The organism is Xanthobacter autotrophicus, from assembly GCF_005871085.1.
GTDB classification, from domain to species: Bacteria; Pseudomonadota; Alphaproteobacteria; order Rhizobiales; family Xanthobacteraceae; genus Xanthobacter; species Xanthobacter autotrophicus.
Window position 1 is genome coordinate 145,160 of record NZ_VAUP01000038.1, and the last position, 22,656, is coordinate 167,815.

Genomic DNA, 22,656 nt, shown 5'->3' on the forward strand with positions numbered 1-22,656 from the left:
GCTTCGGTGGAAGGGTGGGCGGACGTTAACCGCCAGCTTCAAGCCAAACCAGACAAAAACTCATCTGTGACCAAAAAAACCTTCAAACTCAGATCCCTTTTCGTGGCATGTAAGGGCCTGCGGGCAAGGGTACAAGATTGCCTTTGCTGCAAGTTGCGGTCCGTCGGTACTACCACCCGGATCGCAGGACGCGGACCAGGGACACGCGGATCCAACCCATGGCGCGGACCACTCTCGGGCTGATCGCTGTGTTCGCACTGATCGCGGCGGCATGCGTCGCGTTCGGCGCCTACTTCTCCTATGTCACTTTGCTCAATGCCCATCGCTCGGTCATCGAGGCGCGATTCGGCATCGCCGCCGAGCGGGTCGCCGACGTGGCCGAGCAGGCCGCCTCGCTGGGCATCGCCCTGCCGGCGCAGAGCACCCTGACCAGCCTGCTGGACCGGGAATCGCGGGTGGAACCAGCCATCCGCTCCATGGATCTGGCCGACGAGCGCGGCATCGTGCTGTTCTCGAGCGATCCGCAGCGCGTCGGCATCGCCGAGGCGCAGGACGGCGGGCGCGGTCTCACTCGGCCGGTCCGCAACGATCTCAACGAGGTCATCGGCCGTGTCGTGGTGCGGTATGATCCGCAGATCCTCGCGGCGGGCGCGGCGGCCCTCGGCGACGACCTGAAGGTGATCGCCCTGCCGGCACTGATTGGCGCGGGCGTCGCCACCATCGTCATCGGACTGCTGCTGGCCGCCCTGCTGCGCCGGGCGGTGCGGCGCGCCGCCGATCCGCAGGCGTGGCCCCCGGCGGCCCGGGCCGCCCTCGCCGCCGCGGAGAGCGTGCACAACGAGGCGGCGGGCGCATCCACAAAAGGCTGCGCCCCGTCCGGCCCATCCAAGCCGGGGCCTTCACGATCGGGGAGGCGGGCATGATCGGGCTGCGCGGCGGCATCACCGTCGCCATCGTGCTGATTCTGTGCTCGGCCCTCGCCTTCATCGGCTGGGGCGCCGAGCGTGCGGCGCAGCGCACCATCGCCCCCGAGATCCTGGCCAAGGCCAACACGGTGGCGCGGTCCGCCGCCGACCTCCTGGGTCGCGCCGAAACGGTCGGGGTCCCATTCGACCGGCTGGTGGGGGTGAGCGCATATTTCGAGAGCCTGCGCGCCGCCAATCCGGAATTCGCGCAGATCAGCCTCGTCTCGGCGGCGGGCACGGAGCTGGCCAGTGCGGGCGACGCCGCCGACTTCGAGGGCGCGCCGCAGGCCCGCGTTCCAGTGGCCGTGCCGTCCGGGAAAAGACTCGGCGACGTGGTGATCGTGGTGGACCCCACGGCGGTCACCGCCCAGGTCGGCGCGGTGCTGGTGGACGTGGCCTTCATCGGTATCGTCTCCCTGCTGGTGGCGCTGGAGCTGGTGGCGCTGGTGGTCGGCTCGCGCGGCATCGGCGCGCTCATGGCGGTGGAACGGCGCCTGAAGGCGCTGGGGCGGGGCGTGCTGGCGCGGCACGAAGGCAATCCCGGGGCCGCCGGCAATCTCGTCGAGCCCATCGATCGCCAGGTGGATGCCCTGGCCGAGCGCCACGCGGCGATCAGGGCTGCGGCGCAGGCCCGGGGCGACGCCACGGCGCTCTCCCGGCTCGCGGACCTTGAAACCCGGACCGGCCTCGGCCAGGTCCAGGCGGCGGAGAGCGAGGCCGCCATCGCGGTGCGTCCCGCCCTGTTCCTGTTCATGCTGGCGGAGGAACTGACGCGGCCGTTCCTGCCGCGGTTCGCCCAGTCCATCGCCGGCAGCGGCGCGTTCTCGCCGGATTTCGCGGCCAGCCTTCCCATCGTCGCCTTCATGGCCGTGGTGGCCCTGTGCCAGGTGCCGTTCGCCGGCATCTCCGAACGGCTCGGCCGGCGGCCGGGATTCGTCATCGGCGCCCTGCTGGCGGCCACCGGCTATGCGCTTTCAGCGGTCAGCCCCACCTATGGCCTGTTCGTGGGCGCCCGCATCGCCACGGCGGTGGGCTACGCCCTCGTCTTCGTCTCCTCCCAGGGCCATGTGGTGGACTTTTCCGCCGGGGCGGCGCGCAGCGCGGCGCTCGCCGTGTTCGTGCGGGCCATTATGGTGGCGAGCCTCTGCGGGCCGCCCATCGGCGGCGTCATCGCCGACCGGCTGGGGGCGCCCAGCGCCTTCATGGCCTCCGCCGGCCTTGCCCTCGTGGCCCTCGTGGTGGCGCTCCTGACCCTGCCGAAGACGGTCCGGCGCGCGGGCGCTGCGGCAGGCATCGGCCTTTCCGATCTCAAGGACGCGGCGCGGGCGCCGGGCCTCATGGCGCTGCTGTTCGGCTGCGCCTTCCCCGCCAAGTTCCTGTTCGCCGCCCTGTGCTTCCTCCTGGTGCCGCTGGAATTGCAGCGCCTCGGCTACAGCTCCGCCGCCATCGGCCGCTTCCAGATGATTTATCCCATCATCATGGTGCTGGCGGTGCCGTTCTTCGCCGCCATGGCCGACCGGTTCGACGCCCGCGGCGGCTTCGTGGTGGCCGGGGCGCTGGTGTCGGGACTCGGCGCCATGGCCATGGTGCTCCATCCGTCGATCGCCTTCATCGTGGTGGCGCTGGTGACGCTGGGCTACGGGCAGGCCATGTCCATCGCCTCCCAGTCGGCGCTGGTGGCGGACACAGCCTCGGCCCTCGGCGGCGGCCGGGCAGCCGGTGTTCTCGGCCTGTTCCGGCTGGTGGAACGCAGCGGCAATGCCGCCGGCCCCGCCAGCGCCGGTTTTCTCATGGCGACCATCGGATTTGCCCCGGCGACGGCGCTTATCGGCATGGTGGTAGTAGCCGGAGCGGCCCTGTTTGCGCTATCGGGGCTTAGAACCGCGCATCACCCCCGCCGCGCCTCGTCCGCGGCCGCATCGGAAGGAAGCTCCGCCTGATGGACCGCCGCTCCCTCCTCGCCCTGGGCCTCGGCGCCGGCGCCGCGGGGCTCGCCGGCCGGCTGCCCGGCGCCCATGCCCAGCCGTCCGCCAATGGGCAGGCCGGCCCCGGAGCGGCCGCCGCGCCGCGGTCCGAGCCGTTCCGCGTCCTGATGCTCACCTTCCGGGGCGATACCGACGTGGAGCGGGGCTTCCGCGACTATTTCGCCGCCAATGAGATCAAGGTGGAGTTTCTCACCCGCGACGTGGAGCGCGACGCCAGCCGGGTAAAGCCGATCCTGGCGGAGGTGCTGCCCACCTTCAAGCCGGATCTCATCTATACCTACGGCACCCCCAACACCCTTGCCGTCGCCGGCCCCTACGACGCTCCGCCGGATTCGCCCTACGTGCACGACATCCCGGTGGTATTCGCGCTGGTGGCGGCGCCGGTGCAGGTGAAGATCGCGCCCTCTCTCGCGTCCTCCGGGCGCAACGTCACCGGCGCGGTGCATGTGGTGCCCACCGACGTGCAGATGCGCGCCATGCAGAGCTACAAGGCGTTCCGCAAGGTGGGTGTCATCTACTCGCCGAACGAGCGCAACTCGGTGGCCATCATCGAGGAGATGCAGGCCTTCTGCGCCGGCATCAACGCCAGCGTCATCGCCCAGCCCCTCACCATGGTGGGCAGCCGGCCCACCGGAGACGGGGTGGAAGACTTCGTCCGCAACCTGAAGGCGCAGGGCGCCGACTGGCTTTATCTGCCGGCCGATACCTTCCTTGCCACCATCTTCGACCGGGTGGGGCCGGCGGCGCTGGCCGCGGGACTGCCCACCTTCGGCGCCACCGAATTCTTTCTGCGGGAGGGGCTCGGCCTCGTGGGACTGGTGAGCCGGTATTATTCGGTTGGCCAGCTGGCCGCCTCGAAGGCGGTGGAAGTGCTGGTGCAGCGGGTGCCCCCTCGGGATATTCCCATAGAGACGCTGCGTCGCTTCGCGCTCATCATTAATATGAACATCGCCAAGCAGCTCGGGGTGTATCCGCCCATCGCCATGCTCAACTATGCGGAAGTGATCACCTGATGAACGCCCTGCGCGAGTTCGCACAGACCGAACCGCTCACCTCCCGCGCGCTCGGCCCGGACGACCTCGATGCGGTCGACGCGCTGCACCACCTCGCCATCGGCCCGCTGGTGCGGCCGGAGGTGGTGAAGCCTGAGAACCGCTCGTATTTCGAGGGGATCCTCGGCGGTCGTGGCTGGACGGTCGGGCTCTACGATGGCGCTTTGCTGGTGGCCTACGGGATTCTTCAGCACGACCACACCCCCAAGGACGGGCCGCACCGTCTGCTCGGCCTGCGGCCGGAGACCAAGGTGGGCCGGCTCGCCGGGGCGTCCGTGCATCCGGCCTATCGCGGGCGGGGGCTCCAGCGGGTATTGATCGCGGCGCGGGTCAAGGCCGCGCCCGCCGACATGGTGCTGTTCTCCACCGCCGCGCCGGTGAACACGCCCAGCTGGTCGAGCCTGCTCGCCGAAGGCTTCCCCATCCACGACATCCAGCTCTTCTTCGGCGGCTATGCCCGCTATGTGCTGGTGCGCGACGGCAGCACCTATGATCCGGCGGAAGCGGTGCTGGTCGATCCGCTCGACACCGAGCGGCAGAAGGCGCTGTTCGCCCAAGGCTCCCATGGCTACGAGCGCAGCCGGCTGGAATGCGGCGCTGCGGGCGTCCTGTTCGCGCCGCCCCGAAAGGGAACGGCGGAGGCCTGAGGACAAAAACTCTGAGGGCGAAGGCTCCGGCGTGGTTCGCCGGTGTTTCCGCGTCCGGCGGTTTTCACTAAGCTGTCGCGGCCGGCGGGCCACCTTGTGGCCGGTTCGGCCCGCTTTGATGGTGAGAGACACGCGCGCATGAAGATCGAGAGTCAGCCGCTCGGACCCGGCCTCGTCCTCGTCAGCCTCGACGGGCGTCTCGACATTTCCGGCGCTGCCCTGGTGGAGACGCAGTTCAAGGCCACCTGCGACGCGGCGAACGTGGTGCTGGTGGACCTCTCCCACACGCCGTTCATGGCCTCCATCGGAATCCGGCTGCTGCTGACGGGCGCCAAGGGGCTGCGACGCAAGGGCGGCAGCATGCACCTGTGTGCCTGCGACCCGCAGGTGGAGAAGGTTCTGATTGCAACCGGCGTGCACCAGCTGGTGGCAATCCACGCCACGCGGGATGAGGCGCTCGCCGCGGCGGGCTCCTCCAGCGGCACGTGACGGCACGCCCATGTCCGCGCTGCTCGCCGAAAGCCTGATCTCCTCCCTCAATGTGGATGCACGCATCGACGACATCACCAAGGCAACCGGCTGGCTCGGCGCCCTGGCCGAAGACGAGGGCTGGTCTCAGGCCACCCGATTCGCCCTGGAGCTGTCGCTGGAAGAGGCGCTGACCAATGTGGTGTCCTATGGCTTCCAGGACAGCACCGCCGTCCCGCGCATCCGCATCGAGTGCTATCGCCTGCCGGAAGGGCGGGTGGCGGTGCGGCTGATCGACAACGGCATGGCGTTCGATCCCACCACCATCTCCGAACCGGTGGTGCCGGCTTCCATCGAGGATGCCAAGATCGGCGGTCATGGCGTGCAGCTCATGCGCAACTTCCTGGAAACCCTCGCCTATGCCCGGGAAGGTGACGAAAATCACCTGACCCTGATTGCCGGCAAGCCGGACTGAGGCCGGTTCGGGAGCGGGGCAGGGCAAGTCGGTGAGCGCGAGAAAGGCGAGGGGCCGGCGGCGGGCGGCCGCGCGCGCTCCCCCATGGTGCTCTCCCATAGCGCTCCTGCATGACGCTCCCCCCGCCCGCGGCACCGTGGCACCGGACGGGATCGCTCCGCTGTCGTCATAATGATACAGACCCGCCGTAAGCTCGCCGGTCATCCCACTATGCCGAAAGAGGACGCTGCGGAGCAGCCATGGCGATCATTGCGCAAATTCTCGCCGGGCTGGGCCTGCTCTTCGTCGGACTGAAGATCATGTCGACGCACCTGCAACAGGCCACGGGCCGGCGGGTGCGCAATCTGCTGCGAACGGCCACCCGCTCGCCGTTCGCGGGGCTGCTGTGCGGCACGCTGGCCGGTGCGGCGACCCAGTCCTCCAATGCGGTGGCGGTCATCAGCGGCAATCTGGTGCGCGGCGGGGTGCTCACCACCCGCGATGCCATCCCCATCGTGGCCGGCGGCAATGTGGGCACCGCCGCGCTGGTGTTCGTGGCCGCCATCGATTTCCGCCTGCTGGTGCTCTATCTGGTGGCGATGGTGGGCTTCGGCTTCCAGTTCAAGCTGGACCGCCGCCCGGCCTTCAAGGAATGGATGGGCGTCGCTCTCGGCCTCGCCCTGGTGCTGTTGGGGCTCGACTACATCAAGCAGGGGCCGCGCGCCCTCGACGTGAGCGCGCTGGCCGCCGTCCTCGACCATGGCATCTCGCCTTGGGTGGGCTTCCTGCTGGGGCTCATCGCCGCCGCTGTCAGCCAGTCCTCTTCCACGCCTACCATCCTGGTGGTGGCGCTGATGCAGTCACAGGTGCTCGGCCTCGACGATTCCATCATTATCGTCATGGGCGCCAATCTCGGCTCCGGCATCTCCGCCGTGCTCACCGCCGGCGAGCTGGAGGGCACCGGGCGGCAGCTATGCTATGTTCACGTGCTGGTGAAGGCAGTGGGCTGCCTCCTCGTCGGCGCTGTGTTGCTCGCTGCCGGATGGCTGGGGGCGGAGCCGGTGGCCCTGCTGTCGCAGATGGGGGGCGGCAAGGCGTCGGCCTCCCTGTCCCTGCTGTTCCTGGCCTTGCAGGTCGCCGGGGCGGTGCCGGTCTCCCTCGCCCGAGGGGTGACCGAGGCCATCGCCGCGCGGCTGAGCCCGCCCACCATGGAGGATAGCGCCTCCAAGCCGCGCTTCATCCACGAGCGGGCGCTGGGCGACTTCGCCACCGCGCTGGATCTCGCCGAACAGGAGATCATGCGGCTGGTCAAGCTGCTGCCCACCCTGCTGCCGGACCTCGACCAGCAGGACCAGAGCGGGCCGGCGGAGCGGCTCGCTTTGTGGCGGGGGGCCAACGCCATCGGCGTCGCCATCGACCAGTTCCTGTCCGATCTCATCGCCCGCGGCGTGCCGAGGGGCAGCCTCCAGACCGCCCTGCACCTGCAGGCGCTGGTGGAGACCGTGCGCACCTTGCAAGACACGCTGCACGCCTTCACCGAGGTGGTGGAGGGCTTTGCCGACCTGCCGCCCCTCGGCTTCAACCTGTCCGAATCCCTGCGCACCATCATCCTGTCCCTGGCCGACGCCACCGACGGGGATGCGGAGGACCTCGACCTCATCATCACGCTGGCCGGGGATCGCAGCGACCTGCTGAGCCGCATCCGCCGCCAGCTCGCGGCATCGGCGCTGGGCACGGGGGAGGACGCGCGCCAGCTCCTGCTCGCCACCAGCCTGTTCGAGCGCGGGGTCTGGCTGGTGCGGCGCAGCGCAGTGGCGTTGCGTGCTCCGGCGAATGAGGCTAATCCCGTGGTCAACGCGGCCTCCGGCGAGGCGCGCAAGCGAGAAGAGGCCGATGCACATCGAACGTGAGCAGCTCGGGTCCGAGGTGGTGCTGAAGGTGGCGGGACGGCTGGATACGCCCAACGCCAAGCCGTTCGAGGCGAGCCTCATGGAAGTGGTGACCACCACCGATGGCGGGCTCCTCGTGAACCTCGCTGGCGTGGACTATGTCTCCTCTTCGGGCCTGCGGGCCCTGCTGGTGGCCGGCAAGGCCATGCGCACCGCCAAGCGCAAGCTCACCTTGTCGTCCCTGCAGCCGCAGATCCGGGAAGTGTTCGACATTTCCGGCTTCTCGACCCTTTTCGAAATCACCTGAGCCCGCGCGGCGCCTGAGCGTGGCCGGAGTCTAGCCCGCGCGGCGCCTGAGCGTGGCCTGAGTCTAGCCCGCGCGGCGCCTGAGCGTGGGTCCGGCTCCCGCTCAGCCGACCGGCGCCCACAGCACGTCCTCGATGCGGCGGGCGCCGCTGGCCAGCACCGCGAGGCGGTCGAAGCCGAGCGCGCAGCCGCTCGCGGGTGGCATCACCGCCAAAGCGGCCAGGAAATCGGCATCGATGGGATAGCGCTCGCCATAGAGCCGCTCTTTCTCGTCCATCTCCTCCTCGAAGCGCCGGCGCTGCTCGTCGGCGTCGGTCAGCTCGCCGAAGGCGTTGGCCAGCTCAAGCCCGCAGGCATAAAGCTCGAAGCGCTCGGCGAAGCGCGCATCTTCCGGCTTGGGTCGGGCCAGCGCCGCCTCGCTCACCGGATAGTCGCAGAGCACCGTGGGCCGGCCCATGCCGAGCCGGGGCTCGATCTTTTCCACCAGCACCCGCGAGAAGATGTCCGCCCAGGTGTCGTCCGGGGCGGTGCGGATGCCGTGCCCCGCCGCCATCTCGGCAAACGGCCTCGGGTCCGGCCGCTCGCCGGGGGCCGGCAGCACCGTGGCCAGCGCCATGCCGGCGTGGCGCGCGAACGCCTCTTCCAGCGTCAGCCGCTCCGGCGCGGCGAACGGGTCGCACGTGTGCCCCCGCCAGGCGAAGCTCGACACCCCGCCAGCCTCGGCGGCGCAGGCGAGCAGGCCGGCGCAATCCTCCATGAGCCGGGTATAGGGCGCGCCGGCGCGGTACCATTCCAGCAGGGTGAACTCGGGATGGTGGGCCATGCTCCGCTCCCGGTTGCGGAACACGCGGGCGAATTCGAAGATCTTCTCTTCCCCCGCCGCCAGCAGCTTCTTGGCGGCGAATTCCGGCGACGTGCGCAGGTAGAGCGTGCGCCGGGCGCCGTCCGGGCCGATGAGGTCAGTGGCGAAGGCGTGCAGGTGCGCCTCGTTGCCGGGGGAGATCTGGAGTGCCGGCGTCTCCACCTCGATGAAGCCTTCGGCGGCAAGGCGGGCGCGGATCGCCGCCATCATGCGCCCGCGGGCCAGCAGGAATGGGCGCCGGTCGGCGTGGACGGACGGGCTCCACCATGGACTGGGATCGGGGCTTGTGCCGGGCGTCGATACCGCCATGGGGCGCGAAATCCTTGTTGCGGCAGGGTGCCGAAGGCAGAAAGGCGGGCACGAGACTGGTTTTGTTCGCCAAGATCGCTATGTTGCGCGCCGATAGATCAGGAGCGGCACGCCGCCGCACAAAGTTCAAGGAAGACGCGACGTGGTCAAGGTCATCGCCAGCTCTCTGCGCAAAGGCAATGTGGTCGATATCGACGACAAGCTCTATGTGGTGCTCACCGCTGAAAATATTCATCCCGGCAAGGGCACGCCGGTCACCCAGCTCGACATGCGCCGCATCTCCGACGGGGTGAAGATCTCCGAGCGCTACCGCACCACCGAGCAGGTGGAGCGCGCCTTCGTGGAAGACCGCCCCCATACCTTCCTCTATGAGGATTCGGACGGCTACACCTTCATGAACCCTGAGAATTTCGATCAGGTGATCGTGACCAAGGACGTCATGGGCGACTCGGCGGTGTATCTTCAGGAAGGCATGGAATGCATGCTTTCCACCCATAACGGCGTTCCCATCGCCATCGAGCTGCCGGCGCGCGTGACGCTGGAGATCGTGGACACCGAGCCCACCGTGAAGGGCCAGACCGCCTCGTCCTCCTACAAGCCGGCGAAGCTCTCCAACGGCGTGCGCACCATGGTGCCGCCGCACGTTTCGGCCGGCACCCGCGTGGTCATCATGACCGCCGATAACTCCTATGTGGAGCGCGCCAAGGACTGAGCGCCGCAGCGCGGGACGGACCAGATCCGTCCCGCCGCGCCCTGCCTCGCTGTCCGGTCCGGCCGTCTCGTGCCGCCGCCCTTGAATTCCCTTGCCCTTGCCTCGTCATTTCGCGGCCGCAGCATCCTGCGGAAGCAATGGAACTTTTTCGCAAGTCCGTCCGTTGTGGGGGAAACGACTGGTAGTCAGGGCGTATCGCGATGATCTTTACGGGAAAGCGGGTTCTCGTCGTGGAAGACGAGTTCCTTGTAGCCTTAGGGCTGGAAGACAATCTGAGGTCGCTGGGCTGCACCGTGGTTGGACCGATCGCGAGCCTGTCGGCTGCCATGGCAGCCGCCGCTCATGAAAAGGTCGATGCAGCGATCCTCGACGTCAATCTCGTTGGAGAGGCGGTCTATCCCGCCGCATCGATCCTCGCGGACCGGGGCATCCCCTTCATCTTCTGCTCGGGCTACACCGGCAGCGTCCGCATGCCGGCGGAATTCGCCGACGCACCGCGCGTGGCCAAGCCCTATACCAGCCGGGTCATCGCCGAAGCCTTGTCGGACCTGCTGTCCGGGGGGGCGGCCGGGGAAGCCGTCCTGCGCGGTCCGGCCAACGCCACCAACGGTATGTGACGGTCTTTGCTGGGACAGGACTTGGTGCGGCGGTCTTGCAAGACCGCCGGCCTGCAGCTTGGACGAAGCCTTTTCCTGTAGGACCCTTGCCATCCCGGCCTTCGCGCCGGGCTTGACCAAGGGCCGTACCAAGGGCCGTCGAGCGTAGCGCTCCAGCCCGGTCGCTTCGGCCCCAGTCAGTCAGTTTCCCCGGAAAAGCTCTGGTTCGATAACGCCTTGCAGATTGAAGGCCGGGGGGTCAGGCCGCCCCGGCTTCTTTGTCCTTGCCGGACGCTGACGCCTCGGCCTTCGGTCCGCCGCGGGCGACGCCCACCATGGCCGGACGCAGCACCCGCTCGCCGATGACGTAGCCGGACTGCACCACCTGCACCACCGTGCCCGACGGCACGCTCGGGTCGGGCACCTCGAACATGGCCTGGTGCAGGTTGGGATCGAACTTCTGGCCCTTCGGCTCGATCTTGCGGATGCCGTGCTTTTCCAGCGCCTTGACGAGGCCGCGCTCGGTCAGTTCCAGGCCTTCCAGAAGGCCCTTCACGGCGCCGTCGGCGGTGGCCTTGGCCTCCTCATCCACCGTGCCGAGGGCGCGGGCGAGGTCGTCGGCCACGTTCAGCACGTCGCGGGCGAAGGAGGCGATGCCGTAGGTCTTGGCGTCCACGACTTCCTTCTCGGCGCGGCGGCGGATGTTCTCCGCCTCAGCGAAGGCGCGCAGAAACTTGTCCTTCAGGCTCGCAATCTCGGCTTCCAGGCGCTGCTTTTCCGCGGCGAAGTCGCCGGCGATCTCCTGGTCGGCGGTCGCGAGGGCTTCCGCCTCGGCGGTTGCTTCGTTGACGCCCGCGTTCACACCGTTTTCGCTTGCGTCGCCGCCGGTCTCGGGCGCGCGCTTCTGCTCGCTCATCCGGTTATCCCCTGCCATGAATGTCGCCCCGTGAGGGGCAAAGACCAAATGTCAACGCGGATATCGGGGCCACGGCGCCAAAAATCAAGACTGCGCGAGACCCGGCGCGGCTCTGCCCCCGAAAGTTTCGCCCACCGGACCCAATCGGCTCAGGCGGCGTCCACCCCCGGCGCGCCGAGCACGCGGCTCACCAGCCGGGCGGTGAAATCCACCATGGGCACGATGCGCCCGTAATTGAGCCGGGTCGGGCCGATGACCCCGAGCACCCCCACCACCCGGCCCTGACCGTCGCGATAGGGCGCCACGATGGTGGAGGAGCCGGACAGCGAGAACAGCCGGTTCTCCGAGCCGATGAAGATGCGCAGCGCTTGCGCCTCCTCGGCCCGGCCCAGCAGGTCCACCACCTCGCGCTTGGTCTCCAGGTCGTCGAACAGGAGGCGGATGCGTTCCAGATCCTCCAGCGCGCGCAGGTCCTCCAGAAGCTTGGCCTGCCCTCGCACGATGAGCTTGCGGTCGCCCGGCTCTTCGCCGGACCAGGAGGCAAGACCATCCTCCACCACCCGCGCGGTGAGGGCGTCGAGGTCGAGCCGCAGCTCGGCGAGCAGGTTTTCCATCTCGGCCCGCGCGTCGCCGAGGGTGCGGCCACGGATGCGGGCGTTGAGGAAATTGGTGGCCTCGGTCAGCGCCGAGGTGGGCAGGCCCGGCGGCAAAGGCAGCACGCGGTTTTCCACCTGCCCGTCCTCGGAGACGAGGATGACCAGGGCGCGGCCCGGCTCCAGCGGCACGAATTCCACATGCTTGAGGCGCGGATCAGTCTTGGTGGCGGTCACCACCCCGGCGCCCCGGGCGAGGCCCGAGAGCATGGCGGAGGCTTCCTGCAGCACGCCTTCCACAGTGGTGGTCTTGGCGGCGGCCATCACCTGGGTCTCGATATTGGTACGGTCGCGCTCGTTCACGTCGCCGATTTCCATCAGCGCGTCCACGAAGAAGCGCAGGCCGCGCTCGGTGGGCAGGCGGCCGGCGCTGGTGTGGGGGGCGTAGATGAGGCCCGCCGTCTCCAGATCCGCCATCACGTTGCGCACCGAGGCGGGCGACAGGGTCATGGGGATGAGGCGCGAGAGATTGCGCGAGCCCACCGGCTCGCCGGTGGCGAGATAGCTCTCCACGATCTGGCGGAAGATCTCCCGCGCGCGCTGGTCGATCTGCGCGAGGCCGCCGGTCGACAGGGGCTGGAACGGATCGAGCGCCACTGGGTCACCGCTTTCCACTGAACCGGGACTGCCCCGGGACCCGTATTATGTGTCCATGAACAGGCTCGCGCACAAGCGCCGTCGCGCATCGGGAGCGGCTTTGCTTCCCTCGCGCCGCCACCCGCAAAAACGGCCCCCGTTCACGGGAGCCGTTCTCTCTTTGGCGTCCGCCGCATTTCCTTCACGCGAACCGGTCTCCACTTCGCTCGAAAATGCTCTAAAAGGGGCGCCCGATGACCAGACAAGAGGTAAGTCCCATGCGCCCCAGCAAGCGCGCCGCCGACGAAATGCGCGCGGTCTCCTTTGAACGGGGCGTGATGCGCCACGCGGAAGGCTCCTGCCTCGTGAAGTTCGGCGAGACCCATGTGCTCGTGTCCGCCACGCTGGAAGAGCGCCTGCCGCCGTGGCTCAAGGGCCAGGGCCGCGGTTGGGTGACGGCGGAATATTCCATGCTGCCCCGCGCCACCCATGATCGCACCCGGCGCGAATCCACCACCGGCAAGCAGTCCGGCCGCACCCAGGAAATCCAGCGCCTCATCGGCCGCTCGCTGCGCTCGGTCACCGATCTCGTGGCCCTGGGCGAGAAGCAGATCACCCTCGACTGCGACGTGCTGCAGGCCGACGGCGGCACCCGCACCGCCGCCATCACCGGCGCCTGGATCGCGCTCTATGACTGCCTGAGCTGGATGCGCCAGCGCTCCATGGTCAAGGAGATCCCGCTCAAGGACCACGTGGCGGCGGTGTCCTGCGGCATCTACAACGGCACGCCCGTCCTCGACCTCGACTATGCCGAGGATTCGGTGGCCGAGACTGATGCCAATTTCGTCATGACCGGGACCGGCGGCATCGTCGAGATCCAGGGCACCGCGGAAAAGACCCCGTTCTCGCAGGACGAGTTGCTCGGCCTGCTCTCGCTCGCCCGCTCCGGCGTGGAGAAGCTGGTGGGGCTGCAGAAGCTGGCGGTGGGCTGATGGACCATCGGATCCTCAAGGGCCGGCTCGTGGTGGCCACCCACAATCCCGGCAAGCTCATCGAGATGCGCATGCTGCTCGCCCCTCATGGAGTGGAGGCGGTCTCGGCCGGGGAGCTGGGCCTCACCGAGCCGGAGGAGACCGAACAGACCTTCTCCGGCAATGCCCGGCTGAAGGCGCAGGCGGCGGCGCAGGCGGCCCAGCTGCCGGCCTTCGCCGACGATTCGGGGCTGGTTATCGATGCGCTGGGCGGCGCGCCGGGCATCCACACCGCCCGCTGGGCGGGGCCGGACCGCGACTTCGAGATGGCCATGGAGAAAGTGCAGGCCGAGCTGGAGAAGGTGGGCGCCATCGCCCCCGAGCAGCGCCGCGCCCGCTTTGTTTCCGCCTTGTGCCTGGCGTGGCCGGACGGGCACGTGGAGGAATTCGAGGGGGTGGTGGAAGGCACCTTGGTCTGGCCGCCGCGCGGGGCCAAGGGCTTCGGCTACGATCCCATGTTCGTCCCCGAGGACTATCCCAAGACCTTCGCGGAGATGACGGCGGACGAGAAGCATTCCATGCCGCCCAAGGGCTTCGGCCTCTCCCACCGGGCGCGGGCCTTCCTGAAGCTGTCGCAGGCCTGTTTGGAGGGGTGAGCGGAGAATTGGATCAGGCTTCGTCCCATAGGACCAACGCGAACCCTCCCCCAGCTGAGGCCGGATGTTTGCGGCCTCAGCTCGTGGAAACTGAGCTCGGCAACAGCCGAGTTCAGGCGGGAGAGGGAGCCTCGCCTGTACCCGACCCCGCCGGCTTCGGCGTCTATGTCCATTGGCCGTTCTGCAAGGCCAAGTGCCCCTATTGCGACTTCAACAGCCACGTCCGCCACGCCCCGCCGGACGAGGCGCGCTTCATCGCCGCCTTCCGCCGGGAGATCGCGCACATGCGCGCCTTGTCCGGCCCGAAGCAGGCGCAGACGGTGTTCTTCGGCGGCGGCACGCCCTCCCTCATGGCGCCGGCCACGGTGGGCGCCATCCTGGAGGCCATCGACGCCGCATGGCCACTGACGGCCGATGCCGAGGTGACGCTGGAGGCCAACCCCACCTCGGTGGAGGCGGAGCGTTTTGCCGGCTATGGCGCGGCGGGGGTCAACCGGGTGTCGCTGGGGGTGCAGGCGCTGGACGATGCCGATTTGCAGGGCCTCGGCCGCATGCATTCGGTGGCCGAGGCGCTGGCGGCGGTGGCCATCGCCCGCCGGGCATTCGGGCGCGTCTCCTTCGACCTCATCTATGCCCGCCCGCGCCAGACCCCCGAACAGTGGGCGGCGGAGCTGAAGCGCGCCTTGGCGGAGGGCTGCGAGCATCTGTCCCTCTACCAGCTCACGATCGAGCCCGGCACGCCGTTCGAGCGGCTGTATGGCGCCGGCAAGCTGATCCTGCCCGACGACGACATCTCCCGCGCCCTGTGGGACGTGACGCAGGAGGTGACGGCGCAGGCCGGCCTGCCCGCCTATGAGGTCTCCAACCACGCTCGTCCCGGCGCCGAGGCGCGGCACAACCAGATCTATTGGAGGTATGGCACCTATGCCGGCATCGGCGCCGGCGCCCATGGCCGGCTGGTGGTGGATGGCACCCGGCGCGCCCTCTTCACCGAGCGCGCGCCGGAAGATTGGCTGGCGCGGGTGGAGGCGCACGGGCACGGCATCGTTTCCGACGAGGCCCTGTCGGCGGCGGAGCAGGCGGACGAAATGCTGCTCATGGGCCTGCGCCTGAAGGAGGGCGTGGACCTTGCCCGCCACGCCCGCCTCGGCGGACGGGTGGATGAGGCGCGCATCGCCGCGTTGGCGGCGGCGGGGTTCGTGACCCGCACCGGCGACCGGCTGGCGGTGACGCCGGCCGGCTTCCCGGTGCTGAATGCAGTGATCGCGCAGCTGGCGCAGTGAGGCCGGCGCGGTTCACGCCTGCGGCGTTATGAGACCATCGGCCTCGGTCTTCGACCGATGCCATGTGGATCCTAGAGCCGGTTCCGGCAATAGCCGGAGCCGGGCGCCGCGAGGGCTTGGCCAGAGGCCCATGACGCAAGCTCATGAGCCTCTGGTATAAGGCTGGCACGTATAAAGGCGCGTGCGCCATGCGGCGCGCCGGTCCAACGAGGCGGAAATGAGCGAGAGCGTGCTGAAATCCCTGTCCGGTCCCGTGGTGCTGCTGGGCGCCGGCAAGATGGGCGGGGCCATGCTGGAAGGCTGGCTGAAGCTGGGCCTGCCCGCCGACAAGGCCGTGGTGCTCGATCCGAACCTGCCGGCGGATGCCGCCGCCGCCCTGGCCGCGCGGGGCGTCGCCGTCAATCCTGCTCTCGCGGACATTCCGACACCCTCGGTGCTGCTGCTGGCGGTGAAGCCGCAGGTGGCGCCCGATGCGCTGCCGCCATTGGCGCCGCTGGTGGGGGCGGGGACGCTGGTGGTCTCCATCATGGCCGGGCGCACCCTCGCCTTCATGTCCGCCATCTTCGGCGCGGGGACGGCCATCGTCCGCTCCATTCCCAACACCCCGGCCGCCATCGGGCGAGGGGTGAGCGTCTGCGTGCCCGGGCCGAACGTGTCCGCCGCCCAGCGTGATCTCACCACTGCCCTGCTCGGCGCCATCGGCATCGTGGAATGGATCGACGACGAGGCGCTCATGGATGCAGCCACGGCCGTCTCCGGCTCCGGCCCCGCCTACGCCTTCCTGCTGGCGGAAGTGATGGCCCAGGCGGGCGCCGCCGCCGGCCTGCCGCCGGAGCTTGCCGCCCGCATCGCCCGCGCCACCGTCTCTGGAGCCGGCGCGCTCATGGACCAGTCGGAGCTTCCCGCCGCCACGCTGCGCCAGAACGTCACCTCGCCGGGCGGCACCACCGCGGCGGCCCTTGGGGTTCTGATGAACGACACCGCCGGTTTCGGCCCGCTGATGGTGGAAGCGGTTGCCGCCGCCACCCGAAGGGGCAAAGAATTGGCGGGCTAGGGCACGCGCCGCTCAGATTGCGGAGCAATCCGAGTGGATGACGCGTTCTCTTTTTTAAGATCCAAGGCGCGCCGTTCCGATCGCCCGAGGAAAAGACATGACCTCCGAGACCACTCGCGACGCCTGCCTGCGCAGCTTCCTTGCCCTTCTGGCCGAGCGGCCGTTCACGCGCATCGCCCTCGGCGACGTGGCGGAGCGCTGCGGCGTGTCGCTTGCCGAGATGCGGGCGTCCTACGCCTCGTCCCAGGATCTCCTCGCCGCCTTCTTCCGTTCGACCGACCGGCACGTGCTGTCGGAAGGCGGCCCGGATGCGGAGGATTTCGCCGGTGAGGGGCCCAAGGAGCGCCTGTTCGAGGTGCTGATGCGCCGGCTCGACGCACTGGAGCCGCACAGGGAGGCGGTGCGCTCGCTGCGCCGCTCCGCCCGGCGCGATCCGCTGCTGGCGCTCCACCTGCTGCGCCTGTCGGAAACATCCCAGCGCTGGATGGTGGCGTCGGCGGGCCTCGATTGCACCGGCCTTGCCGGCAGCATTCGGGCCAAGGGCCTCGCCGTGCTGTTCGCCCGCGTGCTGGATGTGTGGCTGGAGGACGAGGATCCCGGCCTCGCCCGCACCATGGCGACCCTCGACCAGGAGCTGGAACGCGGGGCCAAGCTGCTCGGCATGCTGGACGACGTGGCCTATCTCGCCATCCCGTGGCGCAAGCGACGCGCCTCGGCCGCAACGGGGCAGGACAGGCCGGCCGGCGAGGCCGCGCCCGCCGCAGGCGAGCCGGCGGCCTGACATGAGCCAGGCCGCCCATGCGTGACGCCCCCATCGCCCTTTACATCGACGCCGACGCCTGCCCGGTGAAGGAGGAGGCCTACAAGGTCGCCTTCCGCCATAGCCTCAAGGTCTTCGTGGTGGCCAACACCCCCATCGCGGTGCCGCGCCATCCTTTGGTGGAGCGGGTGACCGTGCCGGCGGGGCCGGACGCGGCCGACGACTTCATTGCCGGCCGCGCCGTCCGGGGCGACGTGGTGGTGACCACTGACGTGCCGTTGGCTGCCCGCTGCGTCGCCGCCGGGGCGGACGTGATCGCCCCCAACGGACGGCCGTTCACCCGCGATTCCATCGGCATGGCGCTGGCCACCCGCAACCTGATGGAGGATTTGCGCTCGGCCGGCGCGGTCACCAGCGGGCCGAAGCCCTTCGGCCCGCGCGACCGCTCGGCCTTCCTCTCGGCCCTCGACCTGGCCATCGTGCGCCTGAAGCGGGCGGGCTTTGCCACCGGAACGCCGGGGCAGGACGGCTGAGCGCCTGTTTGGAAACTCAAAAGAGTATAATCGCGATCACCCCGTCATGCCCGGGCTTGACCCGGGCATCCACGCCGAACCGCTTGAGACAGCGTTGGAAAGCCGTTCGCAGCCTGTCCGCGTGGATGGCCGGGACAAGCCCGGCCATGACAGTGGGAGAGCGGCTGCATGGGCTGCAAGCGCCCATCTGGGCCGAGGCTCAGAAACACTCCTCCTCCAGCCGCTTGAGGTCGGCGAGAGCGATCTCGTCCTCCTGCTCCTCGAACAGGTCGACCATGTAATAGACATGGGAGTGGAGCAGCAGCAGCTTGTCGCAGATCGTTGCCGCGCCTGCCTCCGCCGCCTCGAGACGCGCCTTGAAGCGGTCCCAGAAGGCGTTGCCGTGGGCCGGATCGTCGATATAGCGATAAAGGTGCGCCAGCACGCGGCGCATGTTGCCTTCGAAATCGATGCCCTGGAAGGTCAGGTAGCGGTCGGGCTGCTCAAGCTCGAAATGCAAGGCCGGGAAGCCGGCGGTGGGCTGGTCCATCTGTGTCCCCATGTTCAGCGCCGGACGGCGTCTTGAGGGGACGGTGCGCGGCGCAGGGGCGCCCTTCAATCGACAAGGCGCGACCCACGGGGGTCCTGCACCAACGGCATCCCGGCTGCACGAACGGCATTGGCTGTCTCGCACAGGCCGCGTCAAACCGCCAGAAGCCGGCGGATCGCCTCCACCTTGCCGCGGCTTACCGGCACGCGGGTCCGGGCGGTGTCGGCCATCACCAGATGCCAGGCGCCGTCCTCGCGGGTGGCGGCGCGCACATGGCGGATATTGACCAGGTAGCGCCGGTGGACGCGCACGAACAGCGCCGGATCCAGCCGCCGCTCCAGATCCGCCAGCGGGCGCGGGCAGAAGGCGGAGAAGTGGAGGGTGCGCGCCTCCGCATAATGGCCCTGGGCCACCAGGCACACCACCTCGTTGACGTCGATGAGGCTGATGAGGTCGCCCTTGCCCTGCACCAGCGGCAGCTTCATGAGCGGGCACAGGGCCTTCATGGCCGCTTCCCCGGCCACGGCGAGGCCCTCCACCGCCAGCGCGTCGGCATCGTCCGCCCGGGTCCGGCCCATCACCGGGGCTTCCGCCAAAGCGTGGATCATCATGCAGAAGCCCTCCACCGGCCCGTCCGGGCTCTCCTCCAGCCGGCTGATCTTGGCGATGAGGCTGCCCATGGCGGTGGTGACCACCAGCGATGAGGTGCCATCCGCCGAGGTTCGCGCCCGCTCGATGAGGAAGGCGACCTTCTCCCGCGCCTCATCGGGGTGGAGGGAGAGGATATCCACGCCCGCCAGCTTTTGCCCCGGCGGGGCCAGCAGGCGCATGGCCACCGGGTTCACCGAGCGGATGGTGAGGTCGGCATTCAGCAGCACCACGCCCACGGGCGTGCGCTGCAGGCGATATTCGAAAGATTGGGCGGCCGGCGACGAAGGGCGTGCGGCTTGTGTCTCGGCCATGGTCCGCGATCTTGCTCCCGATCCCTGCCCGCATCGGGGCACCGCCACCTTATAGAGCTTTGCGCCGGACTTCTTCCGGCAGAAAGCCGGTTTGCATGCGGGAGGCGCGGCGCGGGAGCTGCGGCGTCGGCCTGCCGGCCACCCTGATCTTCGGCCCGTGCCGGGACGGTTTCACTCGATCGCCGCGCGGCCCCTGCTATTGTGCAGCCTCACGCGCCCCCAAGCGCATCGATTGGCGCGAAGGCCCTTGAATCGCCGCGTTTGCCACGATGAAGCCGCATGGGTACTTTACGCGCCCTTTTGCCGGCACGCCGGCTCATCGCAAGTCGCGGACCCCATGACCGATATTTTTCACGAGATCGAGGAAGACCTCCGGCGCGAGCGCCTGCGCAAGCTGTGGGACCGCTTTGGCGGGCTCATCATTGCCGCCATCGTGCTGGTGGTCGTGGGCGCGGGCGGCTGGAGCGGATACAAATACTGGCGGCACCAGCAGGCGGTGGCGGCGAGCACCGCCTTCCAGTCCGCCGTGAGCCTGTTTGACGAAGGCAAGATGCAGGAGGCGGAGACCGCCTTCGGTGCCCTCGCCAAGGACGGTCCGGCCGGCTACCGCACTCTGGCCCTGTTCCGGGGCGCGGCAGCAGCGGCCGCGCGGGACAAGGCCGCCGGCGTCGCCGCCTTCGACGCCATCGCCGCTGACGCAAGCCTGCCCGCGCTGGTGCGCGAGCTGGCCCAGCTGCGCGCCGCGCTGATTCTCGTGGATACGTCCAGCCTCGCCGACGTGAAGCAGCGGGTGGCCGCCATCGCCGCCGGCACCGGGCCGCTGCGCAATTCCGCCCGCGAGGCGCTGGCGCTGGCGGAACTGAAGGCCGGCGATGCCGCCGCCGCCAACAAGACCGCCACCGACATCACCTCCGACAGCGAGACCCCGCCGGGCGTGCGCTCCCGCGCGGAACTGATCCGCCGCCTCACTGCCGGCACCGGATCCGAGCCAGCCGCGCCCGAATCGGCAGCGCCCACCCCCGCCGCCCCCGGCGGCGCGGCCACCCAATGAGGACCCGCCGATGACGAATGACAGTCGCGTTTTCAGGTCGGTCAAGCTGGCACTGGGCCTCGGTCTGGCGCTCGCCGCCACCGGCTGCGAGGCCCTCGACAAGTTCAACCCGTTCGACCAGCCCAAGAAGCCGCTGTCGGGCACCCGTCAGCCGGTGTTCCCCACCGGCGTGCCCGGCGTGGACTATGGCACGCCCCTCGGCCAGCCGAGCAACGCCAACGTCTCCGTCGACCAGCTTCCGCCGCCGCCCCAGGGCGGCCAGCAGCAACGCTGACCCCTTTCTCGACCTGACCGGCCGGACGTTCGCAAGCTCGGCCAAAGAGCCCATTTCATGACCTTTTCCCTGGCCATCGTCGGGCGTCCGAACGTCGGCAAGTCCACCCTCTTCAACCGCCTCGTGGGCAAGAAGCTCGCGCTGGTGGACGATCGTCCCGGCGTCACCCGCGACCGGCGGGAAGGGGATGCGCGCCTCGGCGACCTCTCCTTCCGCATCGTCGATACCGCCGGCCTCGAGGAGGCGGACGCCGCGAGCCTTGAAGGCCGCATGCGCGCCCAGACCGAGGCCGCGATCGGCCATGCCGACGCCATCCTGTTCATGATCGACGCCCGCATCGGCCTCACCCCCACCGACCGGGCCTTCGCCGACCTCGTGCGCAAGTGCGGCAAGCCGGTGATCCTGCTCGCCAACAAGAGCGAGGGGCGCGGCGGCGAGGCGGGGACCCTTGAGGCATTCGCCCTCGGCCTCGGCACGCCGCTGCCGTTCTCCGCCGAGCACGGCGAGGGCCTGTCCGACCTCTACGACGCCATCTGCGACGCCCTGCCGGAACAGACCCAGCCCGAGCCGGAGGAAGACGAGGACGCCGACGCCGAGCTTGAGGAGGATGCGGACGACAAGCCGCGCCGTCCCATCAAGGTGACGGTGCTGGGCCGGCCCAACGCCGGCAAATCCACCCTCATCAACCGCCTTCTGGGCGAGGACCGGCTGCTCACCGGCCCGGAGGCCGGCATCACCCGCGATTCCATCTCGGTGGAAGTGACCTATGCCGGCACCAAGCTGGAGGTGTTCGACACTGCCGGCCTGCGCAAACGCGCGCGCATCGAGGACAAGCTGGAGAAGCTCTCCGCCGCCGATGCCCTGCGCGCCATGAAGTTCGCGGAGGTGGTGGTGCTGCTGGTGGATGCCACCCATCCCTTCGAGGAACAGGACCTGCGCATCGCCGACCTGGTGGCGCGGGAGGGGCGGGCCCTTGTCATCGGCTACAACAAGTCGGACCTCGTCGCCCGCGGCGGCCTCATCACCCGCCTGCGCGAGGATGTGGACCGGCTGCTGCCGCAGGTGAAGGGCGTGCCCATCGTGCCGGTGTCGGGGCTCATGGGCCATGGGCTGGACAAGCTGGTGGCCGCCATCTCCTCCGCCCACAAGGTGTGGAACAAGCGCGTCGCCACCAATCCGCTGAACCGCTTCCTGCAGCAGGTCACCGACAATCATCCGCCGCCGGCGGTGTCGGGCCGGCGCATCAAGCTGCGCTACATGACCCAGCCCAAGGCGCGGCCGCCGTCCTTCGTGCTGTTCTGTTCGCGCACCGATGCGGTGCCGGAGAGCTATATCCGCTATCTGGTCAATGGCCTGCGCGAGACCTTCGACCTGCCGGGCGTGCCGATCCGCCTGACGCTGCGGGAGAAGGGCAATCCCTACGCGGATTGACCCGACGCAAGGCGTGATCCCACGCAGAAACCCCCGTCGCGGATTGCGCGCGGGGCGGGATGCGCCGGAGCTGAGCGGCTTTGTTATTCCGTAACGTAAGGATCAGGCAGCGGCCGGCGGGTGATCCGCGCCGGCCGTCTTGATCAGGCCTCGCCTACCGTGTCGAACAGGGCGGTTTCCATGGCTTCCTTGGCCGTCTTGCCGGCCCAGACCACGAACTGGAACGCGGGATAATAGCGCTCCACCGCGTCGAGGGCGCCATCCAGGATGGCCGCGCACTGCCGGTCGGAGGCGGTGGCACCGCCCGCCAGCACCAGCGCGTAGCGGAACATGATCACGTTTTCCTGCGACCAGATGTCGAAATGGCCAAGCCACATCTGCTCGTTGACGAGGCCGAGGAGCTTGAGCACCTCGGCGCGGCGCCCATCGGGCACCTTGAAGTCAAAGGCACAGGCGAGATGCAGGGATTCCAGCTCGTCCATCCACTGGAACGAGACGTGGCAGTCCGTCCAGCGGCTGGTGAGCGAGAGGGTGATCTCGTCCTCGTCGGAGCGTTCGAACGACCAGTCATTGAGGGCAGCGAGCTGCTCCACAAGATCTACGGGGTTCGCCGGCGCTTCGGCTTCGATGTCGATGAGAGACATGGCCTCGACCTCGCGGTGTGAGGAACGCGGAGAGGGTCGAACGCGGCACCTGCGCGTATCAGGCCATTTGGCGAACGAGGCCACGTGGCATGCGCGTCGCGGCGTGCCGGGCGGAGGC

At 69.2% G+C, this 22,656-nt stretch carries 25 protein-coding genes; 19 read left to right on the top strand and 6 right to left on the bottom strand.

Going from position 1 to position 22,656, the window contains the following annotated elements:
- The first annotated feature begins 218 nt into the window (after positions 1–218).
- The 8 genes from FBQ73_RS19910 (at position 219) to FBQ73_RS19945 (ending at position 7,767) form a co-directional block, all read left to right on the top strand.
- Positions 219–923 carry a hypothetical protein gene (locus FBQ73_RS19910; RefSeq protein WP_138401234.1) on the top strand — a complete coding sequence of 235 codons (705 nt, stop codon included), beginning with the start codon at positions 219–221 and terminating at the stop codon, positions 921–923.
- Entirely contained in the window at positions 920–2,905 is a 1,986-nt protein-coding gene (locus FBQ73_RS19915; RefSeq protein WP_138401235.1) for an MFS transporter, read from the top strand. Before FBQ73_RS19910 ends, FBQ73_RS19915 begins: the two co-directional genes overlap by 4 nt.
- Positions 2,905–3,963 (top strand): ABC transporter substrate-binding protein, encoded by a 1,059-nt coding sequence (locus FBQ73_RS19920; RefSeq protein ID WP_138401236.1) that lies wholly within the window; start codon positions 2,905–2,907, stop codon positions 3,961–3,963. Before FBQ73_RS19915 ends, FBQ73_RS19920 begins: the two co-directional genes overlap by 1 nt.
- Entirely contained in the window at positions 3,963–4,649 is a 687-nt protein-coding gene (locus FBQ73_RS19925; protein WP_138401237.1) for a GNAT family N-acetyltransferase, read from the top strand. The genes FBQ73_RS19920 and FBQ73_RS19925 overlap by 1 nt, the downstream gene beginning before the upstream one ends.
- Positions 4,650–4,787: 138 nt before the next feature.
- Positions 4,788–5,138 (top strand): STAS domain-containing protein, encoded by a 351-nt coding sequence (locus FBQ73_RS19930; protein WP_138401238.1) that lies wholly within the window; start codon positions 4,788–4,790, stop codon positions 5,136–5,138.
- A 10-nt stretch (positions 5,139–5,148) separates the two neighbouring features.
- Positions 5,149–5,592: an ATP-binding protein gene (locus FBQ73_RS19935; RefSeq protein WP_170218985.1), complete on the top strand. Its 444-nt coding sequence runs from the start codon at positions 5,149–5,151 to the stop codon at positions 5,590–5,592.
- Positions 5,593–5,831: 239 nt separating this feature from the next.
- Entirely contained in the window at positions 5,832–7,481 is a 1,650-nt protein-coding gene (locus FBQ73_RS19940) for a Na/Pi symporter (protein WP_138401240.1), read from the top strand.
- Complete coding sequence (locus FBQ73_RS19945) at positions 7,465–7,767, top strand: STAS domain-containing protein (RefSeq protein WP_012114549.1); 303 nt, start codon at positions 7,465–7,467, stop codon at positions 7,765–7,767. Before FBQ73_RS19940 ends, FBQ73_RS19945 begins: the two co-directional genes overlap by 17 nt.
- A 102-nt stretch (positions 7,768–7,869) precedes the next feature.
- On the opposite strand, the gene epmA is transcribed toward FBQ73_RS19945, so the two are convergent.
- Complete coding sequence (epmA, locus tag FBQ73_RS19950) at positions 7,870–8,937, bottom strand: EF-P lysine aminoacylase EpmA (protein WP_138401242.1); 1,068 nt, start codon at positions 8,935–8,937, stop codon at positions 7,870–7,872.
- Between the two features lie 142 nt (positions 8,938–9,079).
- Between epmA and efp the strand changes: the two genes are divergently transcribed.
- Positions 9,080–9,649, top strand: a complete 570-nt coding sequence (efp, locus tag FBQ73_RS19955) for an elongation factor P (RefSeq protein ID WP_138401243.1) — start codon at positions 9,080–9,082, stop codon at positions 9,647–9,649.
- Between the two features lie 230 nt (positions 9,650–9,879).
- On the top strand, positions 9,880–10,266 hold the full coding sequence (locus FBQ73_RS19960; RefSeq protein ID WP_210236841.1) for a response regulator: 387 nt from the start codon (positions 9,880–9,882) through the stop codon (positions 10,264–10,266).
- A 238-nt stretch (positions 10,267–10,504) separates the two neighbouring features.
- Here FBQ73_RS19960 and grpE read toward each other — a convergent pair whose 3' ends face one another.
- Both grpE and hrcA read right to left on the bottom strand, forming a co-directional pair.
- Positions 10,505–11,161, bottom strand: coding sequence for a nucleotide exchange factor GrpE (grpE, locus tag FBQ73_RS19965; RefSeq protein WP_138401245.1), 657 nt, complete (start codon positions 11,159–11,161; stop codon positions 10,505–10,507).
- Between the two features lie 149 nt (positions 11,162–11,310).
- Complete coding sequence (gene hrcA, locus FBQ73_RS19970; RefSeq protein WP_392567246.1) at positions 11,311–12,429, bottom strand: heat-inducible transcriptional repressor HrcA; 1,119 nt, start codon at positions 12,427–12,429, stop codon at positions 11,311–11,313.
- Positions 12,430–12,668: 239 nt separating this feature from the next.
- Between hrcA and rph the strand changes: the two genes are divergently transcribed.
- From rph to FBQ73_RS20000, 6 genes are all read left to right on the top strand, one after another.
- Positions 12,669–13,382 carry a ribonuclease PH gene (gene rph / locus FBQ73_RS19975; protein WP_138401246.1) on the top strand — a complete coding sequence of 238 codons (714 nt, stop codon included), beginning with the start codon at positions 12,669–12,671 and terminating at the stop codon, positions 13,380–13,382.
- Complete coding sequence (rdgB, locus tag FBQ73_RS19980) at positions 13,382–14,017, top strand: RdgB/HAM1 family non-canonical purine NTP pyrophosphatase (protein ID WP_138401247.1); 636 nt, start codon at positions 13,382–13,384, stop codon at positions 14,015–14,017. Before rph ends, rdgB begins: the two co-directional genes overlap by 1 nt.
- 83 nt (positions 14,018–14,100) lie before the next feature.
- Positions 14,101–15,300, top strand: coding sequence for a radical SAM family heme chaperone HemW (gene hemW / locus FBQ73_RS19985; protein ID WP_138401248.1), 1,200 nt, complete (start codon positions 14,101–14,103; stop codon positions 15,298–15,300).
- Between the two features lie 217 nt (positions 15,301–15,517).
- Positions 15,518–16,354, top strand: coding sequence for a pyrroline-5-carboxylate reductase (proC, locus tag FBQ73_RS19990; protein ID WP_138401249.1), 837 nt, complete (start codon positions 15,518–15,520; stop codon positions 16,352–16,354).
- A 97-nt stretch (positions 16,355–16,451) separates the two neighbouring features.
- Positions 16,452–17,135: a TetR/AcrR family transcriptional regulator gene (locus tag FBQ73_RS19995; protein WP_138401250.1), complete on the top strand. Its 684-nt coding sequence runs from the start codon at positions 16,452–16,454 to the stop codon at positions 17,133–17,135.
- A gap of 17 nt (positions 17,136–17,152) precedes the next feature.
- Positions 17,153–17,647, top strand: coding sequence for a YaiI/YqxD family protein (locus tag FBQ73_RS20000; protein ID WP_138401251.1), 495 nt, complete (start codon positions 17,153–17,155; stop codon positions 17,645–17,647).
- 199 nt (positions 17,648–17,846) lie between these two features.
- Here the strand turns inward: FBQ73_RS20000 and cowN are convergent, their stop codons facing one another.
- Positions 17,847–18,176: a N(2)-fixation sustaining protein CowN gene (gene cowN / locus FBQ73_RS20005; RefSeq protein WP_138401252.1), complete on the bottom strand. Its 330-nt coding sequence runs from the start codon at positions 18,174–18,176 to the stop codon at positions 17,847–17,849.
- A gap of 152 nt (positions 18,177–18,328) precedes the next feature.
- The gene (locus tag FBQ73_RS20010; protein WP_138401253.1) at positions 18,329–19,138 is read right to left on the bottom strand and encodes a PAS domain-containing transcriptional regulator; all 810 of its coding nucleotides are present in this window, start codon (positions 19,136–19,138) and stop codon (positions 18,329–18,331) included.
- 337 nt (positions 19,139–19,475) lie between these two features.
- Here FBQ73_RS20010 and FBQ73_RS20015 point away from each other — a divergent pair, with 337 nt between their 5' ends.
- From FBQ73_RS20015 to der, 3 genes are read left to right on the top strand one after another with little or no spacing between them, the layout of a single operon-like run.
- On the top strand, positions 19,476–20,189 hold the full coding sequence (locus FBQ73_RS20015) for a tetratricopeptide repeat protein (RefSeq protein ID WP_138401254.1): 714 nt from the start codon (positions 19,476–19,478) through the stop codon (positions 20,187–20,189).
- Positions 20,190–20,199: 10 nt separating this feature from the next.
- Positions 20,200–20,463: a hypothetical protein gene (locus tag FBQ73_RS20020; RefSeq protein WP_138401255.1), complete on the top strand. Its 264-nt coding sequence runs from the start codon at positions 20,200–20,202 to the stop codon at positions 20,461–20,463.
- Between the two features lie 57 nt (positions 20,464–20,520).
- Positions 20,521–21,894: a ribosome biogenesis GTPase Der gene (gene der / locus FBQ73_RS20025; protein ID WP_138401256.1), complete on the top strand. Its 1,374-nt coding sequence runs from the start codon at positions 20,521–20,523 to the stop codon at positions 21,892–21,894.
- A 143-nt stretch (positions 21,895–22,037) separates the two neighbouring features.
- Here der and FBQ73_RS20030 read toward each other — a convergent pair whose 3' ends face one another.
- A complete protein-coding gene (locus tag FBQ73_RS20030) occupies positions 22,038–22,538 on the bottom strand; it encodes a type III secretion system chaperone family protein (protein WP_138401257.1) in 501 nt (166 codons plus the stop codon).
- Positions 22,539–22,656: the final 118 nt, after the last annotated feature.